General features: G+C 39.3%; 14 protein-coding genes. 13 read left to right on the forward strand and 1 reads right to left on the reverse strand.

The annotated features are described in order from the left end of the window. The 10 genes from Q360_RS0108075 to Q360_RS0108120 all read left to right on the forward strand — a co-directional run bounded on the left by Q360_RS0108075 (position 1) and on the right by Q360_RS0108120 (position 8,179). A complete protein-coding gene (locus Q360_RS0108075; RefSeq protein ID WP_027076638.1) occupies positions 1 to 873 on the forward strand; it encodes an N-acyl homoserine lactonase family protein in 873 nt (290 codons plus the stop codon). Between the two features lie 6 nt (positions 874 to 879). Then, a complete protein-coding gene (gene sufC, locus Q360_RS0108080; RefSeq protein WP_027076639.1) occupies positions 880 to 1,632 on the forward strand; it encodes a Fe-S cluster assembly ATPase SufC in 753 nt (250 codons plus the stop codon). Positions 1,633 to 1,735: 103 nt separating this feature from the next. After that, the gene (sufD, locus tag Q360_RS0108085) at positions 1,736 to 3,052 is read left to right on the forward strand and encodes a Fe-S cluster assembly protein SufD (protein WP_027076640.1); all 1,317 of its coding nucleotides are present in this window, start codon (positions 1,736 to 1,738) and stop codon (positions 3,050 to 3,052) included. 58 nt (positions 3,053 to 3,110) lie between these two features. After that, positions 3,111 to 3,722: a porin family protein gene (locus tag Q360_RS0108090; protein ID WP_169734639.1), complete on the forward strand. Its 612-nt coding sequence runs from the start codon at positions 3,111 to 3,113 to the stop codon at positions 3,720 to 3,722. A 145-nt stretch (positions 3,723 to 3,867) separates the two neighbouring features. Beyond that, positions 3,868 to 4,446, forward strand: coding sequence for a TonB-dependent receptor domain-containing protein (locus Q360_RS0108095; RefSeq protein WP_027076642.1), 579 nt, complete (start codon positions 3,868 to 3,870; stop codon positions 4,444 to 4,446). A 112-nt stretch (positions 4,447 to 4,558) separates the two neighbouring features. Next, entirely contained in the window at positions 4,559 to 5,773 is a 1,215-nt protein-coding gene (locus Q360_RS0108100) for an aminotransferase class V-fold PLP-dependent enzyme (RefSeq protein ID WP_027076643.1), read from the forward strand. 73 nt (positions 5,774 to 5,846) lie between these two features. After that, positions 5,847 to 6,269 (forward strand): SufE family protein, encoded by a 423-nt coding sequence (locus Q360_RS0108105; protein WP_027076644.1) that lies wholly within the window; start codon positions 5,847 to 5,849, stop codon positions 6,267 to 6,269. 3 nt (positions 6,270 to 6,272) lie between these two features. Continuing rightward, the gene (locus tag Q360_RS0108110) at positions 6,273 to 6,605 is read left to right on the forward strand and encodes an SUF system Fe-S cluster assembly protein (RefSeq protein WP_027076645.1); all 333 of its coding nucleotides are present in this window, start codon (positions 6,273 to 6,275) and stop codon (positions 6,603 to 6,605) included. Positions 6,606 to 6,681: 76 nt separating this feature from the next. After that, positions 6,682 to 7,188 carry a DUF2480 family protein gene (locus Q360_RS0108115; RefSeq protein WP_027076646.1) on the forward strand — a complete coding sequence of 169 codons (507 nt, stop codon included), beginning with the start codon at positions 6,682 to 6,684 and terminating at the stop codon, positions 7,186 to 7,188. A gap of 70 nt (positions 7,189 to 7,258) precedes the next feature. Then, a complete protein-coding gene (locus tag Q360_RS0108120) occupies positions 7,259 to 8,179 on the forward strand; it encodes a DUF3078 domain-containing protein (RefSeq protein ID WP_027076647.1) in 921 nt (306 codons plus the stop codon). A 259-nt stretch (positions 8,180 to 8,438) separates the two neighbouring features. Here Q360_RS0108120 and hflX read toward each other — a convergent pair whose 3' ends face one another. Continuing rightward, entirely contained in the window at positions 8,439 to 9,650 is a 1,212-nt protein-coding gene (gene hflX / locus Q360_RS0108125) for a GTPase HflX (protein ID WP_027076648.1), read from the reverse strand. A gap of 53 nt (positions 9,651 to 9,703) precedes the next feature. On the opposite strand from hflX, the gene Q360_RS0108130 reads away from it, so the two are divergent. From Q360_RS0108130 to katG, 3 genes are all read left to right on the forward strand, one after another. Next, positions 9,704 to 10,705, forward strand: a complete 1,002-nt coding sequence (locus tag Q360_RS0108130) for an endonuclease/exonuclease/phosphatase family protein (protein WP_245603220.1) — start codon at positions 9,704 to 9,706, stop codon at positions 10,703 to 10,705. Between the two features lie 182 nt (positions 10,706 to 10,887). Beyond that, positions 10,888 to 13,086, forward strand: a complete 2,199-nt coding sequence (locus tag Q360_RS0108135; protein ID WP_027076650.1) for a S8 family serine peptidase — start codon at positions 10,888 to 10,890, stop codon at positions 13,084 to 13,086. 228 nt (positions 13,087 to 13,314) lie between these two features. After that, positions 13,315 to 15,561, forward strand: coding sequence for a catalase/peroxidase HPI (katG, locus tag Q360_RS0108140; RefSeq protein WP_027076651.1), 2,247 nt, complete (start codon positions 13,315 to 13,317; stop codon positions 15,559 to 15,561). The last annotated feature ends 203 nt before the right edge of the window (positions 15,562 to 15,764 follow it).

Genomic DNA, 15,764 nt, shown 5'->3' on the forward strand with positions numbered 1-15,764 from the left:
ATGAAAAGAATACTATATATAGTCCTAATTACCGTTTTAATCTTTGCTTGCAAAGAAGTGAAGAAAGAAAACGGTAATTCTGTTTTGGATGTTCAAAAACCGGTAATTCAGTTATACACGTTTAGTGGTGGCATTGTGATGGTGAACAATTTAGAGCTCTTTTCCCAAGACACAACCTACCAGGGTCAGACCAAGGAATTTGCTAATCCCTTTTATGTGATTAGCCACCCAAAGGGGAATCTTATGTGGGATGCTGGTTTGCCAGAAGCTCTTATAGCAGCTCCAGAACCTATTACGCCAGAAGGAGGCGCGTTTACCATTTCAAGAAAGGATTCGGTACTTAATCAATTAAATGTAATTGGGATGACTCCGGACGATATCGATTTTCTAGCCCTTTCGCACACGCATTTTGATCATAGTGGTCACGCTAATGTGCTACATAAATCAACATGGTTGGTCCAGGCTGCGGAATATGATATGATTACCAGTGATGAAATTAAGAACGGTAAAAATGTTGGACTATATGATGCTATTAAGGAATTAAAGAATGTAGAAAGAATTGAAGGAGATTATGACATATTTGGAGATGGCACCGTAGTTATTAAGTCTATGCCAGGGCATACACCAGGGCACCAAGTATTGTATTTAGAACTTGCCGAGCATGGACCTTTGTTACTGGCTGGGGATTTGTATCATTTATACGAGAACAGAGAACATAAAAGGGTGCCAAGTTTTAATTATGACGTAGATCAGACCCTATCCAGTATGGATGCTTTTGAAGCTTTTGCTAAGGAAAAAAACGCGAAAGTATATCTGCAACATCAAAAAGAAGATTTTAATAAAATGCCTAAGGCACCAGAATATTTAAAGTAGAAACACATGTTGACAATAAAGGATTTACACGCTCAAGTAGAGGATAAAGAAATTTTAAAAGGTATTAACCTAACAGTAAACGCTGGAGAGGTACATGCTATTATGGGACCTAACGGTTCCGGTAAAAGCACCTTAGCATCCGTAATTGCCGGAAAAGAGGAATTTGAAGTGACAAAAGGATCTGTTACTTTGGAAGGTGAAGACCTGGAGGATATTTCTCCAGAAGATAGAGCGCACAAAGGAGTGTTTCTTTCGTTTCAATATCCTGTAGAAATTCCGGGAGTGTCCGTGACTAATTTCATGAAAACAGCTATCAACGAAACTAGGAAGGCAAAAGGTTTGGAAGACATGCCAGCCAAGGATATGTTGAAGATGATTCGTGATAAGGCGGAGCTTTTGGAAATAGACCGTAAGTTTTTGTCACGTTCCTTAAACCAAGGTTTTTCTGGTGGAGAAAAGAAACGTAATGAAATTTTTCAGATGGCGATGCTAGAGCCTAAATTGGCTATTTTGGATGAAACGGATTCAGGACTGGATATTGATGCACTTCGAATCGTTGCTGCTGGTGTAAACAAACTAAAAAGTAAGGATAACGCTGTTATCATTATTACACACTACCAAAGATTGTTGGATTATATCGTGCCTGATTTCGTACACGTAATCCACAATGGGAAAATTGTAAAATCAGGCACTAAAGAATTGGCGTTGGAATTAGAAGAAAAGGGATACGATTGGTTGAAGAACGAAGCGGTAGTTTAACGCTGTATTGTTTTCTTTTTCGCGAATGCGGGAATTAGTTGAAGTAGTATATAAGTTAAATTGAAAAGACTCCCTTCTTCAAGGGAATGACATTAATAGTATTATGGATTTAAAAGAAAAATTAATTTCTTCCTTTATGGCCTTCGAGAATAATGTGGATGTTGAACATCCCGTTCACGATGTGCGTACGGAAGCCATAAAGAATTTTGAGAATAAGGGATTCCCTTCCAAAAAAGAGGAAGCTTGGAAATACACTTCTTTAAATAGTCTTCAAAAAATAGATTTCAGTATTTTTCCAAAACAGGATAATGCGATTGAGTACAAGGACGTTAAAAAGTATTTTATTCACGAAATAGACACGTATAAAATTGTTTTTATAGATGGTGTGTATAGCTCAAATCTTTCTGAAACGACGCATGATGGGGTGGATATCTGTTTGATGAGCTCGGCCCTGACCAAGCCCATGTACAAGCAGATTATAGATGTGTACTTTAATAAAGTTGCCTCCAAGGATGAATCTTTAACGACCTTGAACACTGCTTTTTGTAGGGAGGGTGCTTATATTTATATTCCAAAGAATAAAATGCCTAAAAAACCTGTCGAAATCTTACATTTTGCAACAGGGAACGAGGCATCCATAATGTTGCAACCTCGAAACTTGATTATTGTAGAGGAAAATGCAGAGGTACAGATTATAGAACGGCATCAGAGCCTTACGGCCAATGAGGCGCTTACGAACTCTGTAACCGAAATATTTGCTGCGAAAAGTGCTATTGTAGACTATTACAAGATACAGAACGATACGGCGAACGCATCATTGATAGATAATACATACGTTGATCAAAAAGGCAAGAGCCATGTAAAAGTACACACATTCTCTTTTGGTGGAAAATTAACTCGTAACAACCTTAATTTCTATCAAAACGGCGAGTATATGGACTCTACCCTGAAGGGGGTTACTATTTTAGGTGAAAAGCAGCATGTAGACCACCATACTTTGGTGCATCATATTGAACCGAATTGTGAGAGCCATCAGGATTATAAAGGAATTTATGGCGATAGTTCTACAGGGGTGTTTAACGGGAAGATTATCGTAGATAAGATTGCCCAAAAAACCAATGCGTTTCAAAAAAATAATAATATTTTGATAAGCGACAAGGCTACGATAAATTCAAAGCCGCAGTTGGAGATTTTTGCCGATGATGTAAAATGCTCCCATGGTTGTACGATTGGTCAATTGGATGAAGACGCTATGTTCTACATGCAGACTAGGGGAATTCCTCAAAAGGAGGCAAGAGCTTTATTAATGTATGCCTTTGCTAACAATGTTTTAGAAAGTGTTAGTATTCCGGAGCTAAAGGCAAGAATAAATAAGTTGATTGCTAAAAAATTGGGAGTTAATTTAGGTTTCGACTTATAGGAAAATGATATTTAGTAACATAACATATAAAAGAGCCGTTTTAACAACGGCTCTTTTTATGTTTTTATACCAAGGGGTAACCGCCCAAGAAACCCGCTTTGGTATAAAAGGCGGGTTTAATTATTCTTCTATTGTGGGAGACTTGACAGATGGACTCAAATTTCGATTTTCCGGGCACGGGGGTATTTTCTTGGAAATTGATTTTTCGGAAAAATTCAAGTTGCAACCAGAAGTGTTATATTCTTCTCAAGGATTCCAGTTTAGTACAGATTTGGCGGCTATACAAAACGGAGGCACAGCTGCAGACGATAACGACTTTAGAACCAACGTGCAGTTAAACTTTCTTACGATTCCCATTTTAGGGAAATTTGCTTTGAATGATAAGTGGGATGTAGAATTTGGCCCACAGTTTGGTTTTTTGTTGAATCAGGTTACTAAAATAAAAAGTTTAGACGAATCTCCTAATGTAGATGCAGATAGAAGCGGGTCTATTTCTGGTAATTTTCAGTTGGACTATGGTGCGGCTGTCGGATTAGAGTATAAATTGACCGACAACGTATCGGTTTCTCCCAGGTTTTATGTAGGGCTTCGAAACCGGCTTAACGGGCTAGCAGGCGCACAGAATTACAATGCTGCTATCCAGTTATCGTTGAACTATATGTTCAGATAATTAAACTGGCGTTATGGACTGCTGGTGTTAAATAGGAATGTAATTTTTTAGGATTTTATTGGCTACGATTTAACTTTTTGTTGGATTTTCTTACATCGATTAGGGTTTATATTTGATTTAGGCAAACCTATAAAAACCTATTCTTATGCATGTAAAACAGCTTTTGGGACTGCTTTTCCTCGTTTCTGTAACTACTTTTGCCCAAGACAAAAAATGGAGTGTGGAGGCCAATTATCCTATTTCGATTGCAGGTGATTTGGGTAATGATAATCCAGGAATAGTCGATTTAGGTATCAAGTATCGTTTTCTTGATTTTAAAGTGGCTAAAATTGGGGCAGGATTTAATGTTGGGGCGTTAACGGATAACATCCAATCATTTGACGGTTTTAATGGGATGTCGAACACTACAGATTTCAGGGAGACCAATTGGTTGTTTCAACCCAAAATATTTTCAGAATTTCAGATTTTAGGCGCACCTAAATTTAGTCCTAGTATAGGTGTTGGCTACACTTTTATTAATTCGTATTCTGAAGGACGTGCCGGTGGTGAGACTTTTGACAACACAAATACGGACAGCGGCTTCAATTTTAATGTGGGCCTTTCCTATGATCTTAGCGATAAGTTTTTTATCCAAGGACAGTATGATAATATAAGGCACTCCTCAGGTTTCCGACCAGATTATAACTTAGGATTCTTAAAATTCGGTCTAGGGTTTCGGTTTTAATACCTGTTTTTAGACCACCGCTTGTTTTATGGTTCCTCTTCCTAAAGGAATACCATGAAAGAGACTTTATTTTAGGCTACAGTAAGTATCTTTGTAAATCAATTGAATTGCTATGTTTGATGTAACTAAAATAAGAACCGATTTCCCAATTTTAAAAAGAGAGGTCAATGGGAAACCATTGGTGTATCTAGATAATGCGGCCACTTCGCAAACCCCACAGCAGGTTATCGATGTTATTGTGGACTATTATTCCAATTACAATGCGAATATACACAGAGGGGTGCATGCACTTTCTCAGGAAGCTACCGATAAATACGAGCAGGCGCGAATTAAAATTCAAAAGCATTTCAACGCTAAGCATACCCATGAGATTATTTATACTTCGGGTACTACACACAGTATAAACATCGTTGCCAATGGCTTTTCTGCTTTTATTAAAAAAGGAGACGAAGTTTTGGTGTCTGCCATGGAGCACCACTCTAATATTGTGCCTTGGCAAATGCTCTGCGAACGCACGGGGGCTATCTTAAAAGTTATTCCTATGAATCAGGAAGGGGAACTTTTAATGGATGTATATGACACCTTACTTTCCGATAAAACAAAATTGGTTTTTTGTAACCATATTTCCAATGCTTTAGGCACTATTAATCCTATAGAAGAAATAATAAGCAAAGCGCACAATGTAGGTGCGGTAGTCTTAATCGATGGCGCTCAGGCGGCACCACATTTGGTTGCTGATATGCAGGCCTTAGATGTTGATTTTTATACGGTTTCTGCACATAAAATATGCGGCCCGACTGGGGTAGGCATGTTATTTGGCAAGGAAGAATGGTTAAATAAATTACCGCCCTATCACGGAGGTGGCGAAATGATTGCGGAAGTTACGTTTGAAAAGACTACCTACGCTGGCCTACCACATAAATTTGAAGCGGGTACGCCCAATATTTGTGGCGGTATTGCTTTTGGTGCAGCCGTGGATTATATGAACCACATTGGTTTTAAAGACATAGCTGAGTATGAGCATGAGTTACTGGAATACGCTACGGAAGAACTACTAAAGATAGACGGACTTAAAATTTACGGCACCGCACAACAGAAAACTTCGGTAATTTCTTTCAATATCAATGGCGTTCACCCATATGATATAGGAACTATTTTGGATAAATTAGGAATTGCGGTACGCACAGGTCACCATTGTGCTCAGCCGATTATGGACTTCTATAAAATTCCTGGTACGGTTAGAGCGAGTTTTAGCTTTTACAACACCAAAGAGGAAGTAGATGTATTGGTAGCAGGTGTAAAACGAGCTACAGCTATGCTTGTGTAGTGCTACTCGTTATCATTGTCCTAAAGTATTGAAATCTATCTTTTGTTATTGTATTTTTGTATAAACTGTGGAGATGAATATTAAGGAGATACAACAAGAAATAGTAGAAGAATTTGCCCTATTCGAGGATTGGATGCAACGCTACGAGTACATGATAGACTTAGGGAAGTCTTTACCTCTTATTTTGGAAGAATACAAAACAGATGACAATATTATAAAAGGGTGCCAGAGCAAGGTATGGGTGCATGCCGATTTAGAAACGGATAAATTGGTCTTTACTGCAGATAGTGATGCTATTATTACTAAAGGAATAATAGCAATCTTGATACGCGCCTTCAGTGATCAAAAGCCTCTGGATATTATTGAGGCCGACACGCAATTTATAGACGAAATCGGATTAAAAGAACATTTATCCGCAACTCGGGCCAACGGTTTGGTAAGTATGATCAAGCAGATTAAACTTTACGCCGTTGCCTATCAAACACAATTAAGTTAAGACATGAGCGAAATAGACACAGACACAGATAGTGCCGACTTAGGCGAAAAAATAGTAAAAGTACTGAAATCCATATATGATCCGGAAATTCCGGTAGACATTTATGAATTGGGACTTATTTATGACGTTTTGGTAAACGAGGACAATGAGGTAAAAATACTTATGACGCTTACCTCCCCCAATTGCCCCGTTGCTGAAACCCTTCCTGTAGAAGTAGAGGAAAAAGTAAAATCTTTGAACGCGATTAAAGATGCCGAGGTAGAAATTACGTTTGACCCACCTTGGACTCAGGATTTAATGAGCGATGAGGCAAAGTTGGAGTTGGGAATGCTTTAATTTAACTTTGGTTATGGTTGCAGGCCTGTGCTAAATTTGTTTTAGTAGAGCTGTAATCTGATTTTAATTCGATTTTATGCCAGAAGAAATCATCAATAAAGTAGCCTCAAGCAAACTGATAACGTTTAACCTAGAGGATCACTATCCAAAAGGGGAAAGAATAGTATTAGACGTGAAGGATTGGTTGTATGAAGGCTTTATTTTAAGAGAAAAAGAATTTAGAGGATATATAACGAATCACAACTGGGAACAGTATAAAGGTACATTTGTGGCCCTTAGCTGTTCAACGGACGCTATTATTCCAGGTTGGGCTTATATGTTGGTCGTTACCAAACTGCAACCTTATGCCAAAAAGGTAGTGCAGGGTGGTCTAGTAGATTTAGAAACTGCTATTTATCAAAAAATAATTGATAATTTGGATGTGTCCGAGTTTCAAGATAGACTGGTGATTATTAAAGGATGCACCAACAAACCGGTACCGCCAAATGCATATTTGTTTATTACTGAAAAGCTTTTGAACGTTGCCAAATCTGTTATGTACGGTGAGGCCTGTTCATCAGTTCCGTTATACAAGAGAAAATAAAGTAGGTTTATTCCTTTTAACATAGTGACTATTGATATCTTTGCGTTTGTAAAAAACGCAACACTATATCATGAAAAATATTTTTTTAACTTTTGCGCTTGTGTTCACATGCACTTATGCTTTCTCTCAATCAGAAGAGGAACTTAAATCGCAATTAGGTTCTAAGAAAGATTCTATTTCAGATATCCAGAGCAGGTTAGACGCAATACAAGGTAAAATAGACGCACTTGCAGGATGGAAGAAGGGTGCTTTTGGAACTATTGGCGCCAATTTAAGTAGCTTTAATAATTGGTACGCTCAAGGTTCTCCCAACAACTCAACTGGTAATATTGGTATTACAGTAAATGGTTTTGCAAATTTGAATCAAGAGAAATTTTTCTGGAGAAATGCAGGAAATGTAAATCTTGGATGGGTAAAATTCGACGACAAAGACTTAGCTACGGATGACGATAGCTTTAGACAAGCTGCAGATGTTTTTACCATTTCATCGCTCTACGGCCACAAATTAAATGAAAAGTTTGCAATCTCTGGTTTAGGTGAATATAGAACTACGATTTTGGATAACTTCAATGATCCAGGATATCTAGATGTTGGTGTGGGTGCGACATGGACTCCAATTGCTGATTTAGTTGTTGTTATCCATCCTTTAAATTACAACTTTGTATTCAGTAGTAACGATGTGGTTTTTCAATCTTCTTTAGGAGCCAAAATCCTTGCGGACTATACTAGGAAAATAGGCATGGTAAACTTTAAGACTAATTTCTCTATGTTTCAGAGTTACGAGAACGGAGACTTATCTAACTATACTTGGATTAATTCCCTCGGTTATACAATATGGAACGGAATAGGGCTTGGTTTGGAGTTTGGTTTAAGGAATAATAAGCAAGAGGCGTTGAACTTCGCCCTTAATAATAATCCGACAGCTACGTTTGAAAATGTAGACAATGATTTACAGACCTATTTTCTATTCGGTCTTAATTATTCATTTTAAAGAACAACTTTTTATAATTGAAAAACCCTGCTCGTTAGAGCAGGGTTTTTTGGTTAAGTAAGTATCGTAAAATTTGGGTTTTACTTTAGCGATAAGTTTTTATTAATTTGGGGTCAACACTATCACTTATTACATGTCAAATGTAGGCCATCAAACCTTTTTTTGGGCAATTTATGTTGTGAACACATCCTATTATGTTGTGAAAAATATCAGTGGTTTAAATTGATCGATGAACGACACTAATCAACTCGCTGATATATTAATATTCATCCAAATGTTCTGGATATAAAAAGTTGTTATACGGAAATCGGGTTACGTGAATATCTCTGACTTCATCATAGACTCTTTTTCTAAATTCATCTAGATTTTCTTTATTGAGTGCTGAAATGAATAAGGCACGATCTCCTACTTTTTCCATCCAAGTTTGTTTCCATTCTCCGATGGTAAAGTGGCGTGAGGTGCGCTCCGTGATAAGGTCGTCCTCTTCTATGGTTTCGTGCTCGTAATGGTCAATCTTATTGAAGACCATGATTGTTTTCTTGTTAGAACTCTTTATTTCGTCCAGTATCTTGTGAACAGATGCGATATGCTCCTCAAATTGTGGATGTGAAATATCTACTACATGCAATAACAAATCTGCTTCCCTAACCTCATCCAAGGTGCTTTTAAAGCTTTCTACCAACTGTGTAGGCAGTTTTCTAATGAACCCTACGGTGTCACTTAAAAGAAAAGGGAGGTTTCCTATGACCACTTTTCGTACAGTAGTGTCCAAGGTAGCAAAGAGCTTATTTTCTGCAAAGACATCACTTTTACTAACCACATTCATTAAGGTAGATTTCCCTACGTTGGTATAACCTACAAGTGCAACACGGACCAAGGCACCGCGATTTCCTCGCTGCGTCTCCATTTGCCGGTCTATTTTAAGTAGTTTCTTCTTTAAAAGAGTAATTCTGTCTCGAACGATTCGCCTATCCGTTTCAATCTCTGTTTCGCCGGGGCCACGCATACCGATACCCCCTTTTTGGCGCTCCAAGTGTGTCCAAAGTCCTGTTAATCTCGGCAGTAGATACTCATATTGTGCCAGTTCTACTTGAGTACGCGAATAGCTTGTTTGTGCACGTTGGGCAAAAATATCTAGGATAAGGCTGGTACGGTCAATGATTTTACAGCGGAGTTGCTTCTCTATATTTCGCTGCTGGGTAGGGCTAAGTTCGTCATCAAAAATAACGGAGCCTATGTCATTTTCATGAACAAATGTCTCTACTTCCAAAAGTTTACCACTTCCGATAAGTGTCTTGGCATTGGGGAGGTCCATGCGCTGTACAAAGCGTTTTATTACTTCGCCACCGGCGGTATAAGTAAGGAATTCTAGTTCGTCTAGATACTCGGTTACTTTGTCTTCGGGTTGCTCCCTATTGATGATACCAATAAGGACTACTTTTTCGTACGTTGTTGTTTTCTTTTCTAACATATATGTTTAAAGTACAAAATTAAGCAAAACAGCCTTCCTATTGTAGTAAATTTATGAACTCAATAGCACCAACTATGCATTTTCCCTTTTTTAAAAGAAAAGCTAAAGACCAATTATATACGATTGCTTTTTATAATTTAGAGAATCTCTTCGATGTGGAGAACAATAAAGAGACCTTGGATGAAGATTTTACACCCATGGGATTCAAGGAATGGACTTTAGAAAGATATGTCAGTAAGCGCAGCAAGCTGGCACGCACTATTTTTGATATTGGTAAAGAAGATAACAAATACCCTCCTGTGCTTATTGGGATTTCGGAGGTTGAAAACCAAACAGTTATTGAAGATTTGTTGCGCACTACACCGCTTGATGGCTTGAATTATAGTTATGTCCATTACGAGTCACCGGATGAACGCGGAATCGATACGGCCTTACTGTACAATCCTAAGTTCTTTCAGGTGATTGTATCAGAGGCATTGCCGTTACTAGTAGACAATTTAAATGGAGCTCGAGATACCACTAGGGATATATTATATGTAAAGGGAACTTTGAATACTGAAACCGTTCATGTTTTTGTAAATCATTGGCCTTCTAGAAGAAATGGTGGTGACGTTACCGAATACAAGCGTTTGGCGGCGGCACATGTCATTAAGGAAAAAATAAAAACTATAGAAGAAAGTGAACTGAGCCCTAATTTTTTGGTGATGGGCGACTTTAATGATGACCCGATTTCTAAGAGTATTCAAAACTTAATGCAAGATAGTAGTTTATATAACCCCATGGAAAAGCTGCATTATCCAAAGCAACGGGGCAGTGCCAATTATAAGAAGACTTGGAGCTTGTTCGATCAGATTATCATTTCCCATAATTTCCTTAATTATGAAAAGGGCACTCATAGTTTCTCAAAGGCGAATATTTTTGATGCATCTTTTTTAAAGGAGCGGTCCGGAAAGTATAAGGGTAATCCATACCGTACGTATGCTGGTAGTAAATATTTAGGAGGGTATAGCGATCACTTTCCTGTGTATGTAATCCTAAAATTTAATCTGAAATAAGGAGCTACTAGGGTAATTATCACATAAGAAAAAACCTACAAACATCAAAAAAAGACACTTTCACAACAAGAAAGTACTATTCGGTATGCTATTCATCGAATAAGTAGGTGCTTTAGTCTATTAAATCTTAGTGGGTTCGTATTATTGTAGTCCAAATCTTACAGTTATTAATCTACTTACCTATGGACTTCCAAAAACCAAGGAACTTTTTCCGTTTTGTTTTATGTTTTTTTGTTCTGCTACTAAGCTCCACAGGAATAATTTCTGCACAGTCCGATGCCTCAAAGCAGCTAATTAAGAAAGACTATGATTTTTCTAAAATTGGGGCAATGCACTTCGATTTTGAGGAAAATAGGAAAAAAACCTTGATACTTGCTAAAACAAATCATTGGAAACTTAAAGAAGTGATGCCCGATGGAACCAAAGTAGCCCTGCAAGAAGTAGGAGTGGATGGAAGTCCTCTCTATTACGAAACCTATTCCGACAACGCTAGTCAAACCTCAAGAGCCAATACTTTGCACATCAATGGAATGCTAGATTTGGATTTAGACGGTTCCGGAATGCAGGTAGGCGTTTGGGATTCTGGGGTAGCCCTTACCACGCATCAGGAATATGACACTAGGGCAATTGTAGGGGATGGTAGTACCGAAGCGGATAACCATGCTACGCTAGTTACAGGAAGTCTAATTTCAGCAGGAGTAAAGAAAGATGCCCAGGGCGTTGCCTATGCTGCCAATGTGATAACGAATGACTGGTCTAGAGATAAAATAGAGGTTGCCGAGGCCGCTGCGAACGGATTATTGCTTTCCAACCATTCGTATGGTATTATGACAGACCGTGTACCGGATTGGTATTTTGGGTCCTATATAAAAGTGTCTCAAGACTGGGACAACATCATGTACAATGCGCCGTATTATTTAATGGTAAACGCTGCGGGTAATGCACAAAAAAGAAAGGATAACAAGAACCCCATTTCAGGAAATTCGGTAGATGGCTTTGATCTAATGCTCGGATTTACACTCACAAAAAATAGCTTAACGGTTGCTGCCGCAGACACCAAAATAGCTAACAATGGCGATTTAAGGAAGGCATCGGTTTCTGCTTATAGTAGTTTTGGTCCGGTAGACGATGGCAGGATAAAACCCGACCTAGCTGGCGATGGTTCTTCTATATTTTCAACCGCTGCCCAAACGGATAAAAGTTACGGGGTATCCTCAGGCACTTCTATGGCAACACCAGGGGTAACTGGCGCTTTGCTTCTTTTGCAACAGTATAACCAACAATTATATGGTACTTACATGAAGGCTGCTACACTAAAAGCACTTGCTTTACATACGGCGGATGACGTTGCTGAAACCGGCCCCGATTACAAAATGGGATGGGGTATTATGAACGCTAAAAATGCTGCTGAACTATTACAAAATAAAAAGTATACCAGCATCATAGAAGAAACGAATTTGAAAGAAGGGCATACGTTCTCGCTAACCCTTACCGCCAATGGGGTAGAAAACCTGAATGCTTCCATCTCTTGGACGGATCCCGCCTCCAATCAAACAAACAGAGGAATCTTGAATGATACCACTGCTGCTTTGGTCAACGATTTGGATATCCGTATCACGCAAAACGGAGTCGATTTCTATCCTTGGAGACTAAGTGCTGCCAACGCAACGGCTGCGGCTATAAAAGCCGACAACCGTGTAGATCCCTTTGAACGTATTGAGATACCAAATGCGGAAGGTAGCTATACCCTAACTGTAACTCACAAAGGCAATCTTGAAAACGGCGCACAGGATTTTTCCCTTTTGGTTTCCGGAGCAGCGCTTACCAATTGTATACTTACTGCACCTGAAGGACATATGCTTGCCGATGCCAAGGCCAAGGAGCTAACTGTTCAGTGGAATCCGGTTTTAGATGCGCTTTATGAAGTTCAGTATAAAAATAGTATCGCCGATACATGGCAAACAAAATATGTTTCTGACCCTACCATTACGTTAAAATCATTAGAAATAGATGCGAAATATATAGTGCGAGTACGCACTTTCTGCTCTCAAAATGTGGCGTCTGAATATAGTATGGAGTATGCGTTTACCTTCTTGGGAGAAGCAACAGAATTAGGTCTTTTGGAGGTTTTGGAACCCTTAGGCTTGGAGTCCGATATCAATTTTTCGATTTATCCCAACCCAGCTATTGAATACATCAATCTAAATAACGAAACAAGTGATAATTCGCGCTATTCTATTGTTACCACTTCTGGTACAACGGTAAAGAACGGTGCCGCTAAAAATGCAAAAATCAATGTTTCTGATTTAGCTAGTGGACTTTATATACTGCAAGTACTGGATACGAATGGTAAGCGAAGTACAAAATTCTATAAACAGTAACGAATCCTATAATAGAAACGTTCCCCCGAAATATTAATTCCCCTACTTTAAAAAAAACCTGTTACGTCTAGTCCGTAGCAGGTTTTTTATTATCGTCCTTTACTTTACTAATTATCGGTCAACATAAGAAATATCAATAGTAAAATAGGACAAAACAAGAGTTTAGCTATTCTAGACCAGTAACAATTGTATAACTTTAGAGTGTAAAGTGTAAAAAACATTAGAACAATGGATACGAATAACAACAATCTCGAAGGTACTGCATTGGATACCAATGATTCCAGTAAATGCCCATATTTGGGCGGAGCTCTTAACGAAACTGCTGGCGGTGGCACCAATAATTTAGACTGGTGGCCCAATCAGTTACGCTTAAACGTCCTGCGTCAAAACTCAGCCTTGACGAACCCAATGGATGCTGATTTTGATTATGCCACAGAATTTAAGTCCTTGGATTTGGCACAGGTAAAAAAAGATATTGTAGTAGCGTTAACTACTTCTCAAGATTGGTGGCCTGCAGATTATGGTCATTACGGACCTTTTATGATTCGTATGGCATGGCATAGTGCAGGTACCTATCGTATTGGGGATGGCCGTGGCGGTTCAGGTTCTGGATCGCAACGTTTTGCGCCATTAAATAGCTGGCCGGATAACGGTAACTTGGATAAGGCGCGTTTGTTGTTATGGCCTATTAAGCAGAAATATGGTAAAAAATTATCTTGGGCAGATTTAATGATTCTTACTGGAAACTGTGCTATGGAGTCTATGGGCTTTAAGACCTTTGGTTTTGGTGGTGGCCGTGAAGACATCTGGCAACCAGAAGAAGATATTTACTGGGGTTCCGAAACCGAATGGATGGGGAACGACAAGCGTTTCTCTGATGGGGAATATGTCTTAGAAGCCAATTTGGGCGCTTCTCATATGGGACTTATTTATGTAAACCCTGAAGGGCCTAATGGAGAATCTAATCCTTTAGGATCTGCAAAATTAATGAAAGAGACCTTTGGTCGTATGGCCATGAACGATGAGGAAACGGTAGCTTTGACTGCGGGTGGACATACGTTTGGAAAAGCGCACGGTGCAGCAAACCCAGATGAATATGTGGGCGCTGAGCCAGCAGGCGCAAGTATTGTAGAGCAGAGCATGGGATGGAAGAATTCTTTTGGCACAGGTGTTGGGGATGATACAATTACTAGTGGTATTGAAGGTGCTTGGACACCGAATCCTACAAAGTGGGACCAAGATTACTTTAAAGTGCTTTTAGAAAACGATTGGGAACCCACCAAGAGTCCGGCCGGAGCAAACCAATGGCGACCAACGGCAGCATCTGCCGCTAAAAAAGCACCCCGTGCTGGCGATGCCTCGAAAACTCAGGATTTGATGATGACCGATGCTGATATGGCTTTGAAGTTAGATCCAGATTATCTGAAGATATCAAAACGTTTCTATGAGAATCCAGCAGAATTTGAGGATGCTTTTGCACGTGCTTGGTTTAAATTAACGCATAGGGATATGGGACCAGTAAACCGCTACTTGGGTACAGAGGTTCCAAAAGAAGAATTAATTTGGCAAGATCCAGTGCCAGTGGTAGACCATGATTTGGTTTCCGATGCCGATGTGGCAGAACTTAAGAAACGTATATTAGCTTCAGGCTTAACGGTTTCTCAATTGGTTTCTACCGCATGGGCTTCAGCAGCTACGTATAGGGATTCTGATAAGCGAGGTGGTGCCAACGGTGCACGTATCTGTTTGGAGCCGCAACGGAACTGGGAAGTGAATAACCCTAAGGAATTGAAAAAAGTATTGGAGGTATTGGAAGGTATTCAGAAGGAGTTCAACAATGCGCAATCCGGAAACACGAAAATTTCAATGGCAGATGTAATCGTTCTTGGTGGAAGCGCTGGGATAGAGGAAGCGGCAAAACATGCAGGACATACGGTAGCAGTGCCTTTTATGGCTGGCCGTACAGATGCCACCCAGGAACAGACAGATGTATATTCTTTTGAAGCTTTGGAGCCCGCTGCAGATGGATTCAGAAATTATAAGAATGGAGATTATAAAGCGTCCGCCGAAGCCTTATTGGTAGACCGTGCGCAATTGATGAAATTGACCGCGCCCGAACTAACGGTTTTAATAGGTGGTATGCGCGTATTGGACACCAACTTTGACGGTTCTAGACACGGGGTCTTAACCGATCGTCGTGGGGTATTGACCAATGATTTTTTTGTGAATCTTTTAGATTTGAGCGTAAAATGGGAAGATGCTTCGGATAACGAAACCGTATTCTCTGGGCGCGACCGTAAAACGGGAAGTATAACCTGGACGGGGACACGTGCCGATCTTATCTTTGGTTCCAATACGGAGTTACGTGCGTATGCTGAGGTATACGGTTCTTCCGATTCTAAGAAGAAGTTCGTAACCGATTTTATAGCAACATGGACCAAGGTGATGAACTTAGATCGTTTTGATTTGGCTTAAGTGACATTAAGTGGATACTAGTATAATAAAGTGGCCTGTAATAAGGCCACTTTATTTGTTTACCGATAGCTGTGGTCCAGAAGAATCCAGCGTGCTAAAATGGATTAATTAGTCGTTTGTAGGCGTATATTATAGACATAATATAGCTGTAATACCTTTCTGTTTCCTATAAACACTAGATTATGTATATCTTACGGCTATAA

This window comes from Maribacter antarcticus DSM 21422, from assembly GCF_000621125.1.
Lineage (GTDB): Bacteria > Bacteroidota > Bacteroidia > Flavobacteriales > Flavobacteriaceae > Maribacter > Maribacter antarcticus.

Bases quoted from the DNA above. Each gene is read 5' to 3' on its own strand.
- katG (WP_027076651.1), top strand. From the start codon at position 13,315: ATGGATACGAATAACAACAATCTCGAAGGTACTGCATTGGATACCAAT.
- sufD (WP_027076640.1), top strand. From the start codon at position 1,736: ATGGATTTAAAAGAAAAATTAATTTCTTCCTTTATGGCCTTCGAGAAT.
- Q360_RS0108130 (WP_245603220.1), top strand. From the start codon at position 9,704: ATGAACTCAATAGCACCAACTATGCATTTTCCCTTTTTTAAAAGAAAA.
- Q360_RS0108100 (WP_027076643.1), top strand. From the start codon at position 4,559: ATGTTTGATGTAACTAAAATAAGAACCGATTTCCCAATTTTAAAAAGA.
- Q360_RS0108120 (WP_027076647.1), top strand. From the start codon at position 7,259: ATGAAAAATATTTTTTTAACTTTTGCGCTTGTGTTCACATGCACTTAT.
- Q360_RS0108135 (WP_027076650.1), top strand. From the start codon at position 10,888: ATGGACTTCCAAAAACCAAGGAACTTTTTCCGTTTTGTTTTATGTTTT.
- Q360_RS0108105 (WP_027076644.1), top strand. From the start codon at position 5,847: ATGAATATTAAGGAGATACAACAAGAAATAGTAGAAGAATTTGCCCTA.
- Q360_RS0108090 (WP_169734639.1), top strand. From the start codon at position 3,111: ATGTTTTTATACCAAGGGGTAACCGCCCAAGAAACCCGCTTTGGTATA.
- sufC (WP_027076639.1), top strand. From the start codon at position 880: ATGTTGACAATAAAGGATTTACACGCTCAAGTAGAGGATAAAGAAATT.
- Q360_RS0108110 (WP_027076645.1), top strand. From the start codon at position 6,273: ATGAGCGAAATAGACACAGACACAGATAGTGCCGACTTAGGCGAAAAA.
- hflX (WP_027076648.1), bottom strand. From the start codon at position 9,650: ATGTTAGAAAAGAAAACAACAACGTACGAAAAAGTAGTCCTTATTGGT.
- Q360_RS0108095 (WP_027076642.1), top strand. From the start codon at position 3,868: ATGCATGTAAAACAGCTTTTGGGACTGCTTTTCCTCGTTTCTGTAACT.
- Q360_RS0108115 (WP_027076646.1), top strand. From the start codon at position 6,682: ATGCCAGAAGAAATCATCAATAAAGTAGCCTCAAGCAAACTGATAACG.
- Q360_RS0108075 (WP_027076638.1), top strand. From the start codon at position 1: ATGAAAAGAATACTATATATAGTCCTAATTACCGTTTTAATCTTTGCT.